The 20,267-nt window shown below is 32.8% G+C and carries 21 protein-coding genes and 1 pseudogene; 15 read left to right on the top strand and 7 right to left on the bottom strand.

Annotation, left to right across the window (positions count from 1 at the left end; genetic code table 11):
* Nucleotides 1-338: 338 nt before the first annotated feature.
* Nucleotides 339-767: a GNAT family N-acetyltransferase gene (locus tag ACIQZA_RS12060; RefSeq protein WP_400933845.1), complete on the bottom strand. Its 429-nt coding sequence runs from the start codon at nucleotides 765-767 to the stop codon at nucleotides 339-341.
* 304 nt (nucleotides 768-1,071) lie between these two features.
* Nucleotides 1,072-1,404 carry a chaperone CsaA gene (csaA, locus tag ACIQZA_RS12055; protein WP_142510206.1) on the bottom strand — a complete coding sequence of 111 codons (333 nt, stop codon included), beginning with the start codon at nucleotides 1,402-1,404 and terminating at the stop codon, nucleotides 1,072-1,074.
* A gap of 663 nt (nucleotides 1,405-2,067) precedes the next feature.
* Between csaA and ACIQZA_RS12050 the strand changes: the two genes are divergently transcribed.
* The 4 genes and pseudogenes from ACIQZA_RS12050 (at nucleotide 2,068) to ACIQZA_RS12035 (ending at nucleotide 4,215) form a co-directional block, all read left to right on the top strand.
* A complete protein-coding gene (locus tag ACIQZA_RS12050) occupies nucleotides 2,068-2,805 on the top strand; it encodes a polysaccharide deacetylase family protein (protein ID WP_402882715.1) in 738 nt (245 codons plus the stop codon).
* A gap of 174 nt (nucleotides 2,806-2,979) precedes the next feature.
* On the top strand, nucleotides 2,980-3,447 hold the full coding sequence (locus ACIQZA_RS12045; RefSeq protein ID WP_402882713.1) for an NUDIX hydrolase: 468 nt from the start codon (nucleotides 2,980-2,982) through the stop codon (nucleotides 3,445-3,447).
* Nucleotides 3,444-3,759 (top strand): annotated as a pseudogene (locus ACIQZA_RS12040) (Type 1 glutamine amidotransferase-like domain-containing protein); the annotation flags it as partial. The gene ACIQZA_RS12045 and the pseudogene ACIQZA_RS12040, both read left to right, overlap by 4 nt.
* 165 nt (nucleotides 3,760-3,924) lie before the next feature.
* Nucleotides 3,925-4,215 carry a DUF5316 domain-containing protein gene (locus tag ACIQZA_RS12035; RefSeq protein ID WP_142510202.1) on the top strand — a complete coding sequence of 97 codons (291 nt, stop codon included), beginning with the start codon at nucleotides 3,925-3,927 and terminating at the stop codon, nucleotides 4,213-4,215.
* A 191-nt stretch (nucleotides 4,216-4,406) separates the two neighbouring features.
* On the opposite strand, the gene ACIQZA_RS12030 is transcribed toward ACIQZA_RS12035, so the two are convergent.
* Nucleotides 4,407-4,649, bottom strand: a complete 243-nt coding sequence (locus ACIQZA_RS12030; protein ID WP_402882710.1) for a YjcZ family sporulation protein — start codon at nucleotides 4,647-4,649, stop codon at nucleotides 4,407-4,409.
* A gap of 278 nt (nucleotides 4,650-4,927) precedes the next feature.
* On the opposite strand from ACIQZA_RS12030, the gene ACIQZA_RS12025 reads away from it, so the two are divergent.
* Nucleotides 4,928-5,212 carry a hypothetical protein gene (locus ACIQZA_RS12025; protein ID WP_402882707.1) on the top strand — a complete coding sequence of 95 codons (285 nt, stop codon included), beginning with the start codon at nucleotides 4,928-4,930 and terminating at the stop codon, nucleotides 5,210-5,212.
* A gap of 507 nt (nucleotides 5,213-5,719) precedes the next feature.
* Here ACIQZA_RS12025 and ACIQZA_RS12020 read toward each other — a convergent pair.
* A complete protein-coding gene (locus ACIQZA_RS12020) occupies nucleotides 5,720-6,025 on the bottom strand; it encodes a DUF3784 domain-containing protein (protein WP_400933827.1) in 306 nt (101 codons plus the stop codon).
* 515 nt (nucleotides 6,026-6,540) lie between these two features.
* Complete coding sequence (locus ACIQZA_RS12015) at nucleotides 6,541-6,867, bottom strand: hypothetical protein (protein ID WP_402882837.1); 327 nt, start codon at nucleotides 6,865-6,867, stop codon at nucleotides 6,541-6,543.
* A gap of 622 nt (nucleotides 6,868-7,489) precedes the next feature.
* On the opposite strand from ACIQZA_RS12015, the gene ACIQZA_RS12010 reads away from it, so the two are divergent.
* Entirely contained in the window at nucleotides 7,490-8,263 is a 774-nt protein-coding gene (locus ACIQZA_RS12010) for a hypothetical protein (RefSeq protein ID WP_400933819.1), read from the top strand.
* 278 nt (nucleotides 8,264-8,541) lie between these two features.
* On the opposite strand, the gene ACIQZA_RS12005 is transcribed toward ACIQZA_RS12010, so the two are convergent.
* Nucleotides 8,542-9,366 carry an alpha/beta fold hydrolase gene (locus tag ACIQZA_RS12005; RefSeq protein ID WP_402882704.1) on the bottom strand — a complete coding sequence of 275 codons (825 nt, stop codon included), beginning with the start codon at nucleotides 9,364-9,366 and terminating at the stop codon, nucleotides 8,542-8,544.
* A 475-nt stretch (nucleotides 9,367-9,841) separates the two neighbouring features.
* Here ACIQZA_RS12005 and ACIQZA_RS12000 point away from each other — a divergent pair, with 475 nt between their 5' ends.
* From ACIQZA_RS12000 to ACIQZA_RS11960, 9 genes are all read left to right on the top strand, one after another.
* The gene (locus ACIQZA_RS12000) at nucleotides 9,842-10,732 is read left to right on the top strand and encodes a thymidylate synthase (RefSeq protein WP_400933813.1); all 891 of its coding nucleotides are present in this window, start codon (nucleotides 9,842-9,844) and stop codon (nucleotides 10,730-10,732) included.
* Entirely contained in the window at nucleotides 10,729-11,259 is a 531-nt protein-coding gene (locus ACIQZA_RS11995) for an inosine/xanthosine triphosphatase (protein ID WP_400933810.1), read from the top strand. The genes ACIQZA_RS12000 and ACIQZA_RS11995 overlap by 4 nt, the downstream gene beginning before the upstream one ends.
* A 167-nt stretch (nucleotides 11,260-11,426) precedes the next feature.
* Nucleotides 11,427-12,107 carry an HAD family hydrolase gene (locus ACIQZA_RS11990; protein WP_402882701.1) on the top strand — a complete coding sequence of 227 codons (681 nt, stop codon included), beginning with the start codon at nucleotides 11,427-11,429 and terminating at the stop codon, nucleotides 12,105-12,107.
* Nucleotides 12,059-13,363: an amidohydrolase family protein gene (locus tag ACIQZA_RS11985; RefSeq protein WP_400933805.1), complete on the top strand. Its 1,305-nt coding sequence runs from the start codon at nucleotides 12,059-12,061 to the stop codon at nucleotides 13,361-13,363. The genes ACIQZA_RS11990 and ACIQZA_RS11985 overlap by 49 nt, the downstream gene beginning before the upstream one ends.
* Before the next feature lie 3 nt (nucleotides 13,364-13,366).
* On the top strand, nucleotides 13,367-13,996 hold the full coding sequence (gene purN, locus ACIQZA_RS11980) for a phosphoribosylglycinamide formyltransferase (RefSeq protein WP_400933802.1): 630 nt from the start codon (nucleotides 13,367-13,369) through the stop codon (nucleotides 13,994-13,996).
* A gap of 167 nt (nucleotides 13,997-14,163) precedes the next feature.
* Nucleotides 14,164-15,807, top strand: a complete 1,644-nt coding sequence (locus ACIQZA_RS11975) for a CTP synthase (RefSeq protein WP_402882698.1) — start codon at nucleotides 14,164-14,166, stop codon at nucleotides 15,805-15,807.
* Between the two features lie 384 nt (nucleotides 15,808-16,191).
* A complete protein-coding gene (locus ACIQZA_RS11970) occupies nucleotides 16,192-17,640 on the top strand; it encodes an MDR family MFS transporter (RefSeq protein WP_400933796.1) in 1,449 nt (482 codons plus the stop codon).
* A 242-nt stretch (nucleotides 17,641-17,882) separates the two neighbouring features.
* Nucleotides 17,883-18,287: a DNA cytosine methyltransferase gene (locus tag ACIQZA_RS11965; RefSeq protein ID WP_400933793.1), complete on the top strand. Its 405-nt coding sequence runs from the start codon at nucleotides 17,883-17,885 to the stop codon at nucleotides 18,285-18,287.
* A 581-nt stretch (nucleotides 18,288-18,868) separates the two neighbouring features.
* Nucleotides 18,869-19,177 (top strand): hypothetical protein, encoded by a 309-nt coding sequence (locus ACIQZA_RS11960; protein WP_403009900.1) that lies wholly within the window; start codon nucleotides 18,869-18,871, stop codon nucleotides 19,175-19,177.
* A gap of 506 nt (nucleotides 19,178-19,683) precedes the next feature.
* Here the strand turns inward: ACIQZA_RS11960 and ACIQZA_RS11955 are convergent.
* Nucleotides 19,684-20,118: a PaaI family thioesterase gene (locus ACIQZA_RS11955; RefSeq protein ID WP_402882695.1), complete on the bottom strand. Its 435-nt coding sequence runs from the start codon at nucleotides 20,116-20,118 to the stop codon at nucleotides 19,684-19,686.
* Nucleotides 20,119-20,267: the final 149 nt, after the last annotated feature.

Raw genomic sequence — 20,267 nt, 5'->3', positions numbered from 1 at the left:
AACTTTTTTAAAGGTATGCTTTTATTTGAAACAAATGGATAGACAAGCTTTAAAGGTGTGGCTACCAAATATCTTGATAATTAACTAGCTTGGTTCTTTTTTGTCGATCGTCGTAGTAATAAAAACACCAAAGAGAAATGACAGATACCTATGATAGTTTAAGTCTTTCAAAATTCAGTATCTAAATTATCTAATTCAAATCTAAGCACAAATTCAAAATGGCATTATTATTAAAAAGTTTAGGGAACCATTTAGGTATCCCTAAATTTTTTAATATGAAAATCAATATTAAAATTTAACATAGCCTATGAATAAAGTAGCGGGATGGCCTCTGCTAATTACGTTAAGACTAGATGAAGTATTGGATAATGGCGACCTGAACTGTCTGTTGGTTCTTCACTAACAATAGTAAAACCGTTTTTCAAATAAAACATCTTTGCGCTTTCATTGTCTTTGTTGACATCAACAGACCTTATATTAAAATCTCTAATGAGTTGTTGTATTAATTGTTTTCCATAACCTTTTCCAATCTCAGCAGGTTCTAAAAATAGCATTTCTAAGTGCTGATTATTCGTCCCAGAAAAACCTATCAATTCATTTTCCACATACCAAAGTCTCACATCAAGATGTGGGAAATACATAGGAATTTCCTGTTTAATGTCTTCCTTATCTTTTAAACTTAAAAAATCGTGGGTTTTGGTAACGGATCTATCCCAAAGATTTATAATAGTTTCATAGTCATTAGTTGTGGCTTGTCTATTTTTCATAATGTTCTCTCCTTTTTCTCTTCATTATCACGCTCCTTTCTATTTTTTATTGGAAGATTTTAATGATGTAGCACCAATCATAATAAATTTTCATTTTCTATGATCCTCTCGATTTAGGGAATTTGTTCTTCTTATAATTTAGATGTTACAAAATAATAAAAGGGCCACATTAGTGACCCTTAGTATCAAATCAGGAGGTATAAGGCAAAATAAGCTTTACATTATTATATATATGATGTAGAAGAAATTAAGGCTAGTTTTGTGCCTGTGACATAGTTTCATTTTTTATCACAAAATCCTAGCATTAACTAATTTTAGTTCCGTTTGGTACAGGCTGATCAGGAGCTAATAAAATCACATCTCCTTCTACAGGAACGCCGCCAATTACTAAAACTTCAGATTTAAAGCCTGCCACACGACGGGGAGGGAAATTAACGATCGCTACTACTTGCGTATTCATAATTCCTTCTGGCGTATAGCGTTTTGTAATTTGAGCAGAGGATTGCTTAATGCCAAGATCTTCTCCAAAATCAATTTTCATTTTAATAGCAGGAACCCTTGCTTGTGTAAGTTCTTCGGCTTGGATAACAGTACCAATTCTAATATCAAGATTCACAAAATCTTCTATAGTTGCCATGAAAAATACTCCTTACTTTTCAATTTGTATAAAGTCTTGTAAATTCTTTTCGATCAAAGTATTTATTTTTTCTAAAGTAGTTGGATAAATGTTTTCGAATATTGCATATAGCGATTCAAATGATGCATGGAGCTCTTTGTTATGATTTAATTCATCGCGAGTGATTGTAAAATTTTCTAATAAAGTAGGGTGATTATGTTGTTTCAGCTCCCGTTCAATTTTCTCCAGGAGTAAAAGAAAAGATTCATCATCCTCCACCAATAAAATTCGATAAGAGATTTACTAATATGGTTATAATAAACATAAAACATAAATAATGCTCTTTGGCCTTCCGTAAGTTCTTCATAAAAACGTTCTTTTACACCGATATTAGTTTCTTCGGACATTCTTATCTTATAGATTTGAATGAGTGCTTCGAAACACCTTTGACTTAGATTGGAGCTGTTAAACTCGAAATCCTCTTCTTTCACCGTTATTATCAAAATAATCACACTCCTTCCAAATAATATAACATTTTTAGGATTAGAATGTGTAGCGTTATTTACATTCAATTTGGATTGTTATTGGTTTTATATACAATTAAAAGAACAAAAATAAAAGCATTTTTTAGTTTAAACCTCAAATAATAATGATTAGAAATAATTATTTGCAGGAGGTGAAAACTTGAGGAAATACTATCTGCTGATTACATTATGCTTTTTCTGGTTATTTTTATTTTTTGTTAATGAAAAATCTTTTGCAGATAAGGGAAGGAAGTATTATGAAGAGGCAGGACAAATTTTGTGGGATATTAATACGGATGAGAAAGTGATCGCCTTAACCTTTGATGATGGTCCTCATAAAAAGTACACACCTGACATTTTAGATATATTAGACAAGTACAATGCAAAGGCCACATTCTTTATTGTGGGTGAAAATGCAGAAAAAAATCCAGGGCTTGCTTTACGTATACATGAAGAAGGTCACGAACTAGCCATTCACACATATACGCATCCTTTTAGAACGAATGTTTCCAATTTGATGAAAGAAATAAAACAAACACATGCAACAATTTATGGTATTACAGGTTATGTCCCTGTTTTATTTAGACCCGTTGAAGGCCAATACACGGATTCCATGATTGATGCAATATCAAAAGAAGGGTATAAAGTTGTCATGTGGTCATGGCATTTAGATACATTTGATTGGAAAAATCCTGGAGAAAAGAAAATTGTCAATACTGTTTTAAAAGGTGCTAAGCCTGGAAGTGTCGTGTTATTTCATGATGGCGGTGGAAATCGTGAGCAAACTGTGAAAGCATTAGAAAAAATCTTGCCAGAGCTTGAAGAGCAGGGATATAAATTTGTAACGATATCTGAACTACTCGAGATTCAAAAATTAAGTAATAAGGAAGGAAAATAAATATAGGCAGGGCTCATTTTTTTATGTAATCTGGGCCTTGCTTTTTTGTATTTGAACCCTGTGTATTTATATCCGAAGGAATAATGTAAAATAAGGATGTTTATGGTTATTTTAGTCTTTAATTGTGAAAAAGAATGTTTTAGGGATCTACAACAAGGAAAGAGGGTATCAATTATGAATGATTACATTAAAACGATGAGACAAATGATCGGGCAGGAAACTCTATTGACTATTGGCTGTGGAGCAATAATTGAAGATGATAGGGGGCGTATTCTTTTACAAAAAAGGACTGACGGTGATATTTGGGGAATCCCAGGAGGTATCTTGGAAATCGGAGAAACTTTTGAAGAGACTGTTAAAAGGGAAGTTTTTGAAGAAACAAATCTTATCCTGAACAATATTACATTGTTTGGATTATATTCTGGTAAAAATGGTTTTGCAGAGTACTCAAATGGAGATAAAGTTTTTAGTGTTCAAATAATTTTTTACTCAAGCGATTATAAAGGTACTTTACAAATCAATGATGAAAGTAGCGAACTGTACTTTTTATCGAGAGATGAAATACCTTTAAATCTTAATCCTCACCAATCCTCATTTATTAAGGATTGGAGAAATAGTATACCTATACCAGTAATAAAATGAAAAAGGATACATATGTTTTACAGCAATCTAACAGCTTTGTTCCTACTGCAAGCGGAGACTCAGAAAATTATATTGCATAGTTTAATTCTTTTTTTAACTCACATCAATGTATTCCGTCCCGCTTATCACTTTTTTTACCTCCAACTCGAGATTTAGAAAGTTTTATTATGGAAAAAGATATTTGTGGTCGTTAGATAGCATTTTTAAGACAGCTTGGCATGGGGAATCCTTTTAACAGGCATTAGTGCTGGTTCAATTTGTTGGTTCGAGGAAGGAATAACAGATTCATTTGGAGGAGAATTAGAGCCGATAACATCTGAATCTTGAATAAGCTTATTTTTTGAAGTTGTCATTTTAGAAGAAAAACCATCCATACCTATTCTTAGTGTGTATAATATAAAAAAACTAAGAAATGATTACAAAAAAATGAAACAGAAAATGGTAATCAAACGTAAAATAACGTAGGGGGGATATGGGGTGAAATATGTATTAATTGGTGTTTTCTTATCACTTTGCGGTGTTTTGATATCGATGATGTTATGGGGAATGGAAAAAATTTATTTAGTTTCAGGCACGGTTGGCTGTATCTTCATTGTCATTTCAATGATTTTTTCAGGGTCTATGGTTAGTGGGGATCGGATGAGGGCAAATATTGCTACCGAAACAACAGAACATCGTGATGAACGCAATAAAATTACTTTAAATTCCTTATACATTGCCTTACCAAATATTATTGTAGCGGTTTTATTATATTATTTAAGTAAATGATAAATAAAAGGTCACTCGGACAAAAGTGACCTTTTTGTTTTAACTGTAGTATGTTAGGCTGGTTAGTTATCCTTCTATTACTAGGTATTTGAAATTTAGCAACAGAGTTTATGGAAATGATTAATTGTGACAATGATAAATAGCATTAACTTTTTTCGTTATTCATCTGATTAACGAAAGTATTGGGAAAATTAATAGACGAATGTTGCGCCAACAATAATTAAAAGAATGAATAGAACGACTATTAATGCGAATGCTGAACCATGTCCTCTGCCATGGCCATAACCATAGTATCCGCCGCAGCCACCGCCGCCATAGCTACCGCCGCCATAGCCACCGCCGCCGAAGCCACCACCGCCGAAGCCACCACCGCCGAAGCCACCGCCATAGCCTCCGTAACAACAGTTACCATAATTTCCACCGTAATATCCCATGAAATATCCCTCCCTTCTACAATCTATAATATGTCTTGGTGTAGAAAGGAGGGGAGGTATTCATCTTGGTTTTACTCAGTTTGAATTAAAAATCCGAAAAATTAATGATGATGAATTACTGAATTTTAAAATGGGATAGCTATGAATATTGTTCCTCAAAATTTTGGAAATTCTTAGGGAATAAAATATGTAAGCAACATTTTTATAGAATAATAAATTTGAAACTATTACAAATGTCAATCGTATAAATAAGGAAGGCTCTAGGAGGTGATTGTACTATGTCGTTTATTGGATTGGCTATTCTAATTTTTTCAATTGTCTGCTATTTACCTTTCTTTATCTGGCTTTCTGCTAGGTATCTAAATAATGGTGATCAATCAAAAAGAAAAAATAATTATTGGTTATTGTTGATGTTAACTGGATTATTAAATTCTTTGAATACTTTCTTGTTTAAGATTCAAGATACATATTTTTTAGCAGTAACAGTCATTTTCATTTTATTATTTAGCCTTTACATGTTTTCCACTGTTCGTAGAGATAAAAGAAAAGAATCGTTTAGATAAAAGTGGTGGAATAACTAACGAAATGGTTTAGAATGCTACAATGTGTCTAAACATGTTCCCTTGAATATGGGCCTTGTCTAAATATTCAAGGGAATATTTTTATAATTTCTATATGTTTTAAAGTGGATCATCACCAAAACGTGTGGTTGATTTCCGTTCCGACTGGGCGCTTTCCTAGGGGCGTCCGATGAGCCGCTTTTGGTGTTGCTGTCGCTACGCTTTCGCACAGTCAAAACATTTGTAGCTGACGCTTCGCTTTCGCTACAGAAAACATTTGGTGCTGCCGCTACGTTAACACTACGCTTTCGCACAGAAAACATCCGCTGCGCTGCAGGGTCTCGGGCCAACACGATGTTGGTCACGAAGGCGTTATCACAGGATGTGATGTTTTTAGCCTTCGTTCCTCTATTGCTGATCCCCGAGGAGTCGCCCAGTCTCCACTCCAATCAACTATTTACATAGTAGACGTTTTAACAAAAGTCATCCATAACTTTTGGTAATGAACCTTTATAGTGGTTTATTAATTATTTGTTTCCAGACCAAAGTGGCTACTGTTCCTAGACATATACAAACGGCATATATAATAGCACTAATGAGACCCCAAAATTCTAGTCCAAAAGGTAATAGTAAAGTAGTGATACCTACTATGTATGAGAAAACACCAAATAGCTTAGCTAGTTTATCTTTATCACCAATAAAACAATCTTCTTGGTAACCCGCAATAAGCCACAGTTTCTTTTTAATATGGATCAGATAACCCATAAAAATAATAATTAAAGCAAGAACAAAACAAGTAATATATCCAGCAATCATTTTTCGTCACCTCACTTATGTTAGTTCTAATAAATATACGAATATAATAAGAAAAAGGTTTTCCAAATTATTACTTAAAAAGCCACAGAGTTTTTGTTCGAACTTATGTCGGGAAGTACATTGAAGAAAATTCTAACATATAAAATCTAAGATAACTCATCGGATCATGCTTATATATTTATCAGTATAATTATGAAAAAAATTAGGGAATTCACATAACAATAAACGATAAATAAATAAGGGCCACTCGAACCAAAGTGACCCTAAACCACAAACTAGGAGGTGCAAAGCTAAGTTAGCTTTACACTACTATTAATATGACTTAGTAGCTATGTTTGTATAGTGAAATGCCTGAGAATAAAATTAAAAAAATAATAATCTATAGGTGAAGTTTCAAAATTTTGTATCAATCACTTTTTCTACATGATTTAGAGGCTAAATAAGTAATTAGTATAGCTGGTAAAATAAAGTACTATTAGAAGTTTCCGATGTATGAAACTATAGTCAAATGCACCTCATAAATAGGAAGGTTTATTCCTTAACGCTGCTTGTAATATTAAGTGTATTAACTCATGGTCATTAATTAAATAAGGTATTTCTTCCGGCTCAACCCAAATACGCGAAATTGTTTCATGTTCTCGAAGGAATGGTAGGCATTCTTGAATTTCCATGCTATAAAACATTTGATATCCGATTAAAGGGTACTTACTATTAGCATTGAATAAGAGGTTCTCTTCGTGACTGACTTCAATTGCTCCCAAATAGTTGATCGGCCCCTTAACATAACCTTCTTTCAAATGCCTCTCTATGAAATGCTTCTTCAGGTGTTTCTCCTTTTTCAATATGTCCTCCGGGAAAGTTAAATCCTCTCCCGTCTACATGAACTAACAAAACATTCCCTTGATAAAAACAAACACCATGTACACTTGCTATTATGCTGAAATCGTCAATTCTATGATTTTGAAATCATGTCAGTTTTAGATGATGCCCGTTCCAGTTCACATAAATTTGGTTGTTCATATGGTACCTCCCTTATTACGCAATAATATAATCAATATATTTCCATTTTAGTTAATTAAAAGATTAAAGAATTCATTAGTAGTGATGAGAACATTCAATATGTAATGGGGGCTTTTGAATTTATTTCGGACTCCCATATACAAATTAAAGGCCAATCGTTCATGTACAAAAAAGGCGATACTCTGCAATACCAAAGAATTGAAGGTAACGGTATATTGTTATTGGATGGCAATTGGTTAGATATATCTTCTCTTAATGGCACACTTCTTGGGTGTTAAAGAAATGTAAGAACTCCGAATACTTTAAAACCTGTTATCCCATTATGGATAGCAAGTTTTTCAATTTAAATTTGTTCGTTAGATTTTAGTTTATGATTCTTCATACAAGGAATGAAGGGGGATGTATGTTCTGTGTAGAATATAGGTATAAAAGGGGGAGATTAGTTTGATAGATTTTCAATATATTGTGAATAAAGATCGTGATCCATCGAGAAGGGAGTTATGGGGGAACCATAGGATTGGAGTAAAGGGTTTATTTGAAGAAATACATAGTGTAGAAGGGAAAGTAAACAGAATAGGAATTATTGGTGCAGGCAACTGCGATGATTTAGATTTAGAGTACATATCGACAATTTGTAATGAAATTCATCTTTTCGATGTAGATGTGACAAGCATGGAGCAAGCTACTCAGAATCTCTCAAAAGATATTGTAGAGAAACTAAGACTAGTCCAAATCGATATAACTACAATTGATACATTTGTACCGGAGGTGCCTGGTTATTTATATGCGTTATTTGATTACGGGCTTACGATAGAAGCATTAGCTGAAACTAATAGATGGGTTGTAATAGAAGGTACAACATCTATACCAACATTTTATTCGCGGACTGAAGATAAGAGTTCATTTGTGGATTTAATTAAGGTCAATAAGGGGTTTCAAGCGTTTAAAGAACGTACAAAATCAAAAGTACTTGAGATAGGTGGCGCCCCCATTATAAATTTAGCTCAAGGATCTATGGCGTTACTATTAGCCAGTGGAGCAGTTAACGGTACAATTGGTCAAGGAGACACTTTACACGCTGTACAGGGCATGGAAGTTGTTACTAAGGTTGTCTCAGAGGAAGAAACAGAGAATACATTAATTACAAAAACACGTACTAAAAGGGAAGTATCTGTAAAAGTTATTACCCCAAGTGGTATTGTTAAAAAGTTTATGTAATTTAAATAGAGCGTATTTATGTGAGTTATTTAAAAGGATAAAATAAAGTAGGTACTATCTTCAGCTACTTGACATGGAGCCTCTGCGGGCATAAGTTCCAAGCCAAGAAGCCAGCCCAAATTTACTGGCTTGGGACTGCAAAGGCTATCGTGCCCGCCACTCCAAGTAAAGTAGTGATTAAGTATCTCTATATCCAATGCCATATATAGAAAACACCGGTTTAGCAACGTTTATCGTTTGTTGCATTTAATATTGCAATTTAGGTGGATTTTTCGAAATTACAAAGATGAAGTAGATAAGTCATTTACAAATTCCATTAAAGCTCTACTAATATGAGGCTCAAGCTCTATTAATAAGTGATTGGCGCCTGCTACTTCAATATATTCCGCATTAGGTAAATATTTCAAAATGCTTTTACTATAATAATTAGGAAACATAGCATCATATTCTCCATGTATCAAATGTGTTATCTTATTCGATAATATAGATAAGTCTTTTTCAATATTAATATCAAGCAAAGCTTTCATTAGAGAAAGCAAATGCTCTTGACTAAAAAACTCTAAACGCTTCTGTATAGCATTTCCTCTAAAGTGTGACCACTCTTTAGATTTTGGGCCTAATAATAGGCTGCTATTTATATCCCAAAATCTTTCAATTTGACCCTTTTCTACCAACTTAATAAAGTTATTCCACAAACTTTCTAAAGCGTTATCAATATATGTAATAGGTGAGACTAGAATCAACTTATAAACCTTATTTGGATTTTTCATGCTATATTGCATAGCTATAGAAGCTCCTTGGCTATGTCCTACGAGTATAATTTTAGTGAATTTTTCATATTCTAGTAAGTAATTAATTAATTCGTCTAATTGATCAGTATAGGATTCAAACGAGGCCTGCTTCCATAAAGATGCATTATTTCCATGGCCAATACAATCATAAGTGACAAGATTGACGTGACCTTTAAACTTAGTCGAGACATCCTCCCAACAAATACTAGATTCAGAAAAGCCATGCACAAAGAGTATGCAACAATCGCTCCTACCTGTTCGGAAAATATTTGCAGTTGAATACAATTTAGAATATTGAATTTTTGAATACATTCCATAATCCTCCTACTTATCCCTATATTTATTATATAAGATATTAACTTTTATTAACAATAGAATCAACTTTAAACGTGTAATTCATAATTTTTACACGCTTCTTTTAATAGTATTATTTCCTAAAAACATTAGTATATTTATCAAATAATGTAATATTTTCATGGTTAGAACTTACGATTCTAACTATTAAGATTAACTTTTATTCTTAAAGTATGTAGTTTTTTACCAAAAGCACTTAATATAATGGATAATACCCTGCATTAAAATACAATTTATTCAAAATATAAAAATAAAAGTAAATTGAAACTTTATTTGACTTTTACCTAAAAAGTACAGTAGAATAATTTAGTGTAAAAACATGTAAATTTTTCCTTTTAATAAAATTCATTTTATGTATTTGAAAAAGTTTTATTAAAGAGGCCTTCTTACAGGCTTAGTAAACTTTACATATTATTTAGGAGGTCAGTTTATTGTGAAAAGCATAGCTACTATTGAAAGAGAAATTAGTACTGTTGAAAGCGAAAAATCCATGTCATATATAGATATATATGGATCAAGTGTAGATGAATTAGTAAAAGAAGCGATTTCTCATATCTTAAATAATGGTACGGAAATTCGTGTACGTGCTGGTGATGCATTACAAGCTTATGGTGTAAATTATATATTGACTAATCCAAAAGATAGATTACACTCATTACGTGCTGGAGCAAATCGTTATTTATGTAGAGAATTAGTAGCTTATTTTAAAGGTTGTCTAACTGCGGAAGATGGCCTAGGAAAAGCATCTAAGTTTTGGATGACTCTTGTAGATGAAGATGGAAAAATAAACTCTAACTATGGATATTACGTATTTCACGAAGAGGTAGAGGGATTTAGAAATCAATATGAATGGATTATTAAGAGATTGTTAGACAATAAGGATAGCAGACGGGCTATAATTAATATTAATCAGAACTATCACAAATCCGAGACTAAAGATTTTCCATGTACTGTAGCAATTCAATTTTTCATTAAAAATAATTATTTACATTGTGAGGTTATGTCAAGAAGCACGGATGTTGTAACTGGTTTGCCTTATGACATGGGCTTTTTCTCTTTTATTCATGAATTACTATGCCAAGATTTAAGAGAACGAAAGTATGCTGATCTAGAGCTGGGTAATACAGTAATGAAAACCTCATTTACTCAAATTTATGAAAAAACACGCAGTAAAGCATTAGAAGTTATTAATGGAGCAAAAAATGATGTTGATAAAATGCCTGAAATTTCAAATGCTAAAGTTGTTCTAAATGATATTTACAGCGATATTCAAGATTCAGAAACTATAAAATGGATAAATAAAGAGGCGAAATTTGAACAATGAAAATTGTATTGACATCTAAAAACGAAGCTAAAATAAAAGCAGTAACTAATGTTTTTTCACAAGTTTTTAATAATAATATCGAAATTATACCAATTTCAGTAGATTCTGGTATTTCGGAAACTCCAATTAATGATGAGGAAGCTCTACAAGGGTGTAGAACAAGAATAGATAACGTGAAATTAGACGATTTTGACTACATCGTATCGATGGAAGGGTTAATTCAAGAATTTAGTTATGGTTCTTTTGTGTATGGAATCGTTGTTATTTGGGACGCGGCAAATAAACAGGAAGCAATTGGATGTAGTGCCAAAGTTAAAATTCCGGAGAAACTGGCTAAATCTATTAAACCTGAACAGAAATTAAGCGATTTAGTCGAAAAATCTTATTCATCAGAGAAAGTGAAGGAACTCTCATTAATAGGTACAAATGGTGTCATCACCAATAAACTATTTACTAGGGTTGATGAATTTGATGGGGCGCTAAGAAGTGCTTTAGGTTACCTAATTAATAAAGAGAATTACTCCTAACTATTAAAAATAGAATTGCCTAGTCTAATTAATACATTAAACTGCTCAAAACGTGGTTTCTAATATAGCCTATAAGGATCCTTTAAAAAAATACACAATACAAGATATAGTCTGCATTGTATTGTGTATTTTTACTGCTTAAGTATATTTGAGAAGAGTGTGAAAAAATGAAGTATATTATTTTTGATTTAGATGAGACCATCTTCAATCATACAAATGGTGAAAAAAATGGTTTAAAAGATATACATATTAAATATTTTGAAGTATATGGGATTAGCTATGAGAACTTTCATCATAACTTTTCAGAATTCAACAAGCTTTCTTGGGAGAATTTCGAGAATGGAATTCAAAATATAGAGGCCACTTTATCTAATAGATTTAAGTTACTCTGTGAATTTTACGAAATAGAAATTGATTTACTAAACTTACTAAAAGATTATACTGCTTCTTATATTAGAAATTGTATACCATACATCGGAGCTAAAGCATTACTTAATGAATTATTAAATATGGGGTTTGTACTAGGGGTATGCAGCAACGGTCTAGAAAGAATTCAATTTGATAAAATGAAATATCATAACATTGAAAAATATTTTTCATTTTTTCAATTCGGAAGTGAGTTTCCATCCTGTAAACCTAACCAATATTTTTTTACTCACATGTTGAATGATTTAAAAGTAGAACCTCAAGAAATTCTATTAATAGGGGATTCTTTAACAAATGATATCATTCCAGCAGAAAAATCGGGTATGAAAACGCTCCATATTAATGAAGAATATTTAATTGGGGGTGAATTACAATGCACATTAATTTTGAACAAATTAGAGGAAATGATAGTTTTATCCTAAAAAACGCAACGTATTATTCAAGTGATCATCGTTTCTGTAAAGGCGATATTGCTATTTCTAATAACAAAATCAAAGAAATTTTGCCTTCAAATTCATCAAATGGTACTAATGTTGTTGATACTCAGAATTTAGTAATATTTCCAGGTTTAATAAATTCACATTTGCATCCAAGTAAAGAACTCTATGGAGGGTTAGAACCATTTAGCAGTATAAGTGAAATTCTCGATACAGTTCACAAAAATAACCATCTTGAAACGAAAGAATTACAGAGATTATCTTCTTCATATTCAATTTTAAATTCCGTAAATCAAGGTATTACTACTCTGGGTATATTTACAAGTAGAGCAGAAATAGATGCCGAAGAGGCTAAAAAATTCAACATCAGGGCTGTTATTCATTTTGCACAAAATGACCAGTGGGTTGGAAAAGAGTCGAGCCCTACTGCTTCTTCAATTGATAATATTATAAATCGCTATTTAGACTGTGTAGATAACTACGAATCGGATTTAATAAAAGTTCATCCAGCAACAGCATCAGAACTTACTGCAACTTCCGATTTAATGAAAAAACTTCACGCAATGGCAAAGGAGCAAGGGAAAAGATTTGCTATGCATATTAGTGAAGGAAGTAGTCAGGTCGATCAATGTATAAGTTATTATGGAAAGTCCGGAATACAGATATTGGATGAGATGGATTTATTAGATGATTCTACATTATTAGTTCACGCTGCTAGTCTCTCAAACGAAGATACTGCTATCTTATCTAATAAAAATTTGAATTTTATACACTGTCCTGTAAGTAACAGTTTTGTAGGAGCAGGACGTTTTCCATTTAAATCTCTCCTACATAATAATGTCGGATTGGGTACTGATGCTGCAATGGTGAATCCTTTTAATAATCTTCCTTATGAAGCAGCATTTTCACTTTATTTTCATGGCGAATCAAACTTAGACGAGAAAGTCCATCCTAATAATATTATCGAAGCAATTACTACTAAAGGGGCTTTAGCTTTAGGAATAGATAATTTAGGCAGCATAGAAGAAGGTATGATTGCTGATTTGTGTTTCTTTAATCAAGATAATATATTTGTAGATTCTCAAGAACCAAGTTTACTGTTTTTAGACACTTATCTTAAAAATAAACCAGTACACGTTATGGTTAATGGAGAATTTATCATTCTTAATCAAAAGTTTTTAAATTTTGAATTTGAGCAGGTAAGAAAAGAATTTTTTGTAAATAAAAGATTGGAGAGATAACTGGTGAAAAAAGTAGCATTTCTTTTTTCTGGACGTGGAACTTTACTTAAAACTGTAGAGGATTGTTTAGAGAGCTTATCAATTGAGTCTGAGGTTACACTTGTTATTACTAACAATTCTGAGATTGACCCAAAACAGCTTGGTATACAAAAAGAGGCAGATTTTTATTGTTTAGATCATAAAAATTATGCAACTAGAAATGAGCATGAAAAAGAAATAGCTTCGTTGCTTGATAAATACCAGATTGATTTAATTGTACTTGGTGGATATCGCAGAATATTTAGTAGCGATTTTATTGATAGTTATAGTTATAAAACGATTAATACGCACCCTTCACTATTACCTGCATTTGTTGGTGATAAAGCCCAATTGAATGCTATCAAAACAGGGGTAAGAATTACAGGAGCAACAGTACATTTTATCAATAATGAAGTAGATCAGGGGCCTATAATTACACAGGCAGCAGTTCAAGTAAAGCCCTACTATTCAGAGCAAGACTTAAAGGAAGCTATTATTAATGTCGAGAAAAAGGCATTAGCTCGAGCTGTAAAACTATTTATAGAAAATAAACTACAAATAGAAGATAATGTGGTGCATGTACCTGCAGGATACGAAGAAGAATTATTTGTATAAACTCTTAAATGTTAATGCTATAAAAGAAACAACTAAAATACTTTGAATATTTGAGGTGGCTATAAGCTTAACTGAAAAGAAGAATTCTATTTGAATTCTTCTTTTTTATAAACAAGTAGTATTTGGATTTGAATAAAAGTTATCCTTAATTTAAGGAGTGGGAAATAATGACAAAGTATATTTTTGTAACTGGCGGGGTAGTGTCTTCTCTAGGAAAGGGTATTACAGCAGCTTCCTTAGGGCGTTTATTAAAAAATAGAGGTTTAAAAGTGACTATTCAAAAATTTGATCCATATCTTAATATTGATCCTGGAACAATGAGTCCATTTCAACATGGGGAAGTCTTTGTTACAAACGATGGATCGGAAACAGATTTAGATTTAGGACATTATGAACGTTTTATTGATATCGAACTAAATGAATATAGTAATGTGACAACTGGGAAGGTATATTCTAGAGTATTAAAGAATGAACGACGAGGAAAGTACTTAGGAGGAACAGTTCAAGTTATTCCTCATATAACTAATGAAATCAAAAAACATGTATTCTATGCAGGTGAAAAGACTAATGCAGATGTAGTGATTACGGAGATTGGAGGAACGGTGGGAGATATCGAATCTCTTCCTTTTCTTGAAGCAATTCGTCAAATAAAAAGTGATGTAGGGCAAGATAATGTATTCTATATTCATTGTACTCTTATTCTATATTTGAATGCGGCTGGTGAAATAAAAACTAAACCAACTCAGCATAGTGTAAAGGAGTTACGTAGTTTAGGAATCCAACCTAATATTGTTGTGCTTCGTACAGAAATGCCAATATCTCAAGAAATAAAGGATAAAATTTCATTATTTTGTGATATCTCTTCGAATGCAGTGATTGAAGCTTACGATGTTGATACGTTATATGCAGTTCCATTATCATTCCAGGAACAAAATATGGATGAAATTATTTGTAAGCATTTAAAGTTAAATTATCCAAAAGCTGACATGAAAAAATGGGGGGAGTTAGTTAAAAAAATTCGTAGTCTATCCAATGAAGTAGAAATCACTTTGGTCGGAAAATACGTGGAATTAAAAGATGCTTATATATCTATTGTAGAGGCGCTTCGCCATGCAGGATATACATACAATACAGAAATAAAGTTAAATTGGGTTAATGCAGAATACCTAACAATAAATAATGTAGAAGAGCTTATTGGTAAAACAGGGGGAATCCTCGTTCCTGGGGGATTTGGAGAAAGAGGTATTAAGGGTAAAATGGTAGCTATTCAATACGCTCGTGAAAGTAAAATTCCTTTTTTAGGTATTTGTCTGGGAATGCAACTTGCTTCAATTGAATTTGCAAGAAATGTTTTAAATATTAAAGATGCAAATTCTTTTGAGATTGATTCACATACAACAAATGCAATTATTGATGTATTACCAGAGCAAAAGAGTATAGAAGATTTAGGAGGAACTCTCCGTCTAGGGGCACATCCATGTATTATTGAGCCAGAAACCAAAGCTTATATTGCATACAATAAAGCCATTGTTTATGAACGCCATCGTCATCGTTATGAATTTAATAATCAATATCGTCAATTAATGGAGGATGCAGGTATGGTCTTTTCAGGTACAAGTCCAGATGGCCGCTTAGTAGAAATTATTGAATTAAAACAACACCCTTGGTTTGTTGCAACTCAGTTTCATCCTGAATTTACTTCTCGACCTGACAAACCGAATCCTCTATTTGAAAATTTTGTAGGGCAAGCTATTGAATTATCTAAGAAAGGGTATAAAGCACAAGAAACAAGAGAGTATCTTCAGGTATAATTTATGGAAAGTGAATTATAAATATTGGATTTGAGAATATTTTGGACACTAAAAAGTGAAATCTTAATTAAGCTGTATTCCTAATTCGATCTTCAATGGTTTGTGGGGTTTTATTGGCCAAGCTGTTGTGAATTCTTTATCACATTTATAAATGGTAACTTCTGATAAAGCCATATTCGCCGCTTAATTCTGAATTACCCGAGTGATAAAGAGAGTTTGTCTACGCAGCAACAACAGAAGGCACGCCACTTGAACAAATCAAAAGTGAGCTACAAGTGGCATAGGGTACCTGTCATTGGTTTATATATGGTGAAATTTTCATTAAAAAGTACTCATTTAAAGAACATATTTAAATAATAACATCTTAGTAGGGGAGGACAATGCGTGAGAGGGAAAATTATGATGTCACTAATGCTGGTAACATCTTTAGCTGCTATGGAAGGAACCATTGTTAGTACGGCGACACCTAGTATTACCAGTGATTTATCTGGATTTGAAGCAGTGAGTTGGGTATTTTCTATTTACCTTTTAACTGCAGCTGTATCTACTCCTATTTATGGAAAACTAGCAGACTTATTAGGGCGAAAAAGAGTTTTATTATGCGGAGTTATAATATTTTTACTTGGAGCTGTTTTGTGTGGGTTTGCAACCAGTATGTTTCAATTAATTTTATTTCGGGCTGTTCAAGGCTTGGGTGCAGGAGCAGTACTGCCAATTACAATGACCATTATCGGAGATCTATATGTTGAACAACAGGAGAGAGTTAAAGCTCAGGGCTGGATTAGTGCTGTGTTTGGTATTTCAGGTGTTATAGGACCACTTTTTGGTGGTATCCTAGTGGATACTCTTTCTTGGCGCTACATCTTTTTTTTAAACTTGCCATTTGGGTTAATATCTATTTTTATGCTACTCCGTTATTATAAGGAAAATATAAAGAAACAGAAGCATCATATTGATTACATTGGGGCAATTACATTTTCTTGCAGTATAGTTCCTTTATTGTATGCACTATTGACAGGGAGTAATACTCAACACTGGGGAAACCCTTTAATTATAAGTTTATTAGGTATTTCAATTTCATTATTTATTGTTTTTCTTTATATAGAGAAGAATTCTCCTGAACCATTGGTTCCACTAAATCTTTTTTCGCATCGTGATATAAACGTAGTAAATGTTATAACACTTTTTATGGGAACGATGTTAATTAGCATTTTAGTATACTTGCCTATATGGAGCCAAGAAATATTAAATAAAAGTGCTACCACTGCAGGATTTATGCTAATGCCTATGCCTGTAATTTGGGCAGTTGGTTCATTTCTTGCAGGTTATATAGTAAAAAAAATAAAACCGATATATATTGTAATAATAGGAACCATTATTATGTTTCTCGCTGCTTCTTTATTATTTGTTATAAGACCAATGTCTCCAGAATTTTTAATCTATATGGCAATAGGACTAATGGGATTAGGAATGGGACTTATAACTCCTATTATAATAATTATCATTCAAGACCGAGTTTCTAAGAACAAACGAGGAACAGCTGTATCATTAAATACTTTTATTAATACCTTTAGCCAAGCGCTAGGAGCTGCAGTATTTGGCATGATATTTAATGTAAGTACAAATGCTCATAACGATGAAAAAGCAGTTCAAGTATTCAAGTATAAGCAGACTGAAATAAATTCATTGAACACTTTGCAAGATAATTTATTTTCAGGCATACATGCCGTTTTTTCGACTACACTAATTTTAGCTATATTAACATTTTTTATATCTTGGATATTAATTAAGAAGAAACCTCATTATCAAAAAGATGTTAAATTGCAACAATAGCTGTTCCTTAAGAGTACTACTATAAGGCTAATAGGCATGAGAATTTACCGTAACAGTTAGGCTGACGAAAGCCTACCCGATGGGGTGGTGTAAATTGTAGTTAGCTTCCAGGCTACTATGTAAGAGTAGAATGTCCTGTCAATGCGAATATGTGGCTTCCTCAAGAACGTAAGAGGTTAATAGTAATTGGTACTAAAAGACCCTTTACTAACTTAGATTACCCAGATAATAAGCCAATAAGGATGCGGGACATTATTGATAGAGGTACAGAAGTATATACACCAGCATATGTACAAAAACGCTTAGATGGTCACTACAGGGATAAGCCTATTATTACAGATTTAGATGGAATAGCACCTACTTGTGTAGCGCATTATGGGAAAGATCGTTCAACTCGTTTAATTAATGACGGTAAGACAACTCGACCATATTCTGTACGTGAATGGGCAAGGCTTCAAGGCTTTCCAGATTGGTTTATATTTGATGGAACCGATAACGATGCATATAAAATGTTTGGAAATGCTGTGCCTGTAAATATGGGTAGATGGGTCGGGAAACAACTCATAAAGTACTTTGCATGCTATAGAATAAGCGCTAGGGCAGTAGGAATTAATATTGCAAATCAAATACAAGATTGTTCAGTATAAAGAAATTTGGTAAAATAAAAGCAAATACATAATTTACCGGGAAGAACCCGCTTCATAAAACCATTTTGTCATGGTGTTTTAAACATGGCTATTGATGGTATTTGAAGCGGGTTCTTTTTTATTCTTCAAATAAGTAGAAAAATGAAAGGAATGTATAATCAAGAAATAACAAACGTTTTTTGCCAACAAAGAATTAGTGGCGTTTAATCAAGGTAAGTACAAAAACAATTGGAGGAGAATACAAATGAAATACCTACATTAATCATCACTTGCAGTCATTTTATCAGGATGTAATTTGCTTGAATACGAGGTAGTCAATTGGTGTATATTAATTTTTAACTCTGTTTGGACGCAACAGTGTCATAATTCATTAAAAACAATTATTGAAGCGGAATCTAAGCGTTAATGAATTTAGCTTGTAAAACTAAACAAAAATACAAAAAGCGTCACATTTAACTAGGTGTGGCTTTTTCTTATGCATTTACTAGCTATGAATAGAAGAGATGGGGGCAATCTTAATGCCATCTAATTAAGGTGCAGCCAAATTGTCATCAACTTTACGCAATGAAAGAGGTGGTACTATGCAAATAACAGATGGTACATGGATATTTGATTCGGAAACGATCGATGAAGCGGCAAAAAAATTACAACGAGATGAGCAGGAGAGGGAGATGTTAAATGCTTTTGCTCGGTATGCTTACCTTCGTTACAAGCAGATTAGAGATTGTGTAAACCCTCGAAAATGTAAATACATGAGAATTGATCAAGTGCGTGAACAATTAAAATCACCAGCCAAAGTACAAAAAATTAGTAGTTTATTCAATATTTCAGAAGAAGAAGTGCATTACATTGTAGATTTTGTGAAAAAGTATTTGAAGTATGTTAAATAAAACAAAGTCTCTCGGTCAAAAATTTCAACCGGGAGATATTTATTTTACATAGACCATCAGTTCATCATCTAAGCGCCAGAGTAAAATTCCTTATGTAGTTCATTAACTCTGGCGAATTTTTCTGTTGGATCGATGATGAGTGTCATCTGTAAATAATTCTAGAAAATTCATTGCGTGCTTTGCTAAATATCGATCTTTTGACCAAACAATATTCGCTTTTGATTGGATATTGCAATTAGAAAATTTAATAATTCGAATACCATGAATTGGGAATTTATCGAGACTGTTTTTTGGTAAAATGGTTACCCCAAAACCTTCGTTTACAGCACAAGAGTTGCTAAATAATCCAAAAATCGAAGAAGCATACTTCAGTAAACTACAGACGACGCAAAAAAGATAATATGCAAGTATAAGATAGCTTCATGATCCCTTCTTGTTGTTACAAGTGAGGGATTTTAAAAAAGATGTGAGCAACCTATTTAACGCAGGTTACTCACATCTTCCTCTTATTCGATGAAATTTTCATTTTTACGATAAACCATCGCCTCCATTGTTGCGCATAATTCATCGTTGCTCCAAACATGGATCTGATACCAAGCTAAACGGCGTGTTTTTTTAACCTCTTCTGCGATAGCTGTTAGTTGGTGATCTGCCAAACCTGTGCTCATGTAATGTATGGTATTCGTTACACCGACAGCTGTTTTGCCGTTAGAATTACTAGCGGCCGCAAAGGCGTAGTCAGCTAATGGAAAAATAATACCTCCATGTACAGTTCCGTGTGTATTGAGCATATGAAGTGTTGGGGAAAGTGTCACTTTTGCAAAGCCTGCTTTTAATTCTACTAATTCCATCCCTAAATAATTTGCAAATGGTTCCTTTGATAAAGCTTCGAAAATATCATCATAATATTTCTCATGTTGTTGAGCCTCAGTTAATGTCAAAGTGAATCCCCCTTTGTTTATCAACTACCATTTGTGTATATGTAAAATAGACGGAAATCATTCATACAAATTAACAACGATTGAGATTAAAGTGAAATATAAAATCAATTTAACCTAATATTGTGAAAGTAAACGGTATTAACGTAGTT

It is taken from the genome of Lysinibacillus sp. NPDC096382, from assembly GCF_044762845.1.
In the GTDB taxonomy this organism is placed as follows: Bacteria; Bacillota; Bacilli; order Bacillales_A; family Planococcaceae; genus Lysinibacillus.
Note: the sequence above shows the minus strand (reverse complement) of the source record. Positions and strands in the feature narration are given on the sequence as shown.

What these genes read in the sequence shown, in the direction of transcription:
- ACIQZA_RS12020 (WP_400933827.1), bottom strand. Translation starts at nt 6,025, where the DNA reads ATGATTGCTGGATATATTACTTGTTTTGTTCTTGCTTTAATTATTATT.
- ACIQZA_RS11990 (WP_402882701.1), top strand. Translation starts at nt 11,427, where the DNA reads ATGAAGTATATTATTTTTGATTTAGATGAGACCATCTTCAATCATACA.
- ACIQZA_RS12030 (WP_402882710.1), bottom strand. Translation starts at nt 4,649, where the DNA reads ATGGGATATTACGGTGGAAATTATGGTAACTGTTGTTACGGAGGCTAT.
- ACIQZA_RS11960 (WP_403009900.1), top strand. Translation starts at nt 18,869, where the DNA reads ATGCAAATAACAGATGGTACATGGATATTTGATTCGGAAACGATCGAT.
- ACIQZA_RS11975 (WP_402882698.1), top strand. Translation starts at nt 14,164, where the DNA reads ATGACAAAGTATATTTTTGTAACTGGCGGGGTAGTGTCTTCTCTAGGA.
- ACIQZA_RS12025 (WP_402882707.1), top strand. Translation starts at nt 4,928, where the DNA reads ATGTCGTTTATTGGATTGGCTATTCTAATTTTTTCAATTGTCTGCTAT.
- ACIQZA_RS11995 (WP_400933810.1), top strand. Translation starts at nt 10,729, where the DNA reads ATGAAAATTGTATTGACATCTAAAAACGAAGCTAAAATAAAAGCAGTA.
- ACIQZA_RS12060 (WP_400933845.1), bottom strand. Translation starts at nt 767, where the DNA reads ATGAAAAATAGACAAGCCACAACTAATGACTATGAAACTATTATAAAT.
- ACIQZA_RS12005 (WP_402882704.1), bottom strand. Translation starts at nt 9,366, where the DNA reads ATGTATTCAAAAATTCAATATTCTAAATTGTATTCAACTGCAAATATT.
- ACIQZA_RS11985 (WP_400933805.1), top strand. Translation starts at nt 12,059, where the DNA reads ATGCACATTAATTTTGAACAAATTAGAGGAAATGATAGTTTTATCCTA.
- ACIQZA_RS11965 (WP_400933793.1), top strand. Translation starts at nt 17,883, where the DNA reads ATGCGGGACATTATTGATAGAGGTACAGAAGTATATACACCAGCATAT.
- ACIQZA_RS12045 (WP_402882713.1), top strand. Translation starts at nt 2,980, where the DNA reads ATGAATGATTACATTAAAACGATGAGACAAATGATCGGGCAGGAAACT.
- csaA (WP_142510206.1), bottom strand. Translation starts at nt 1,404, where the DNA reads ATGGCAACTATAGAAGATTTTGTGAATCTTGATATTAGAATTGGTACT.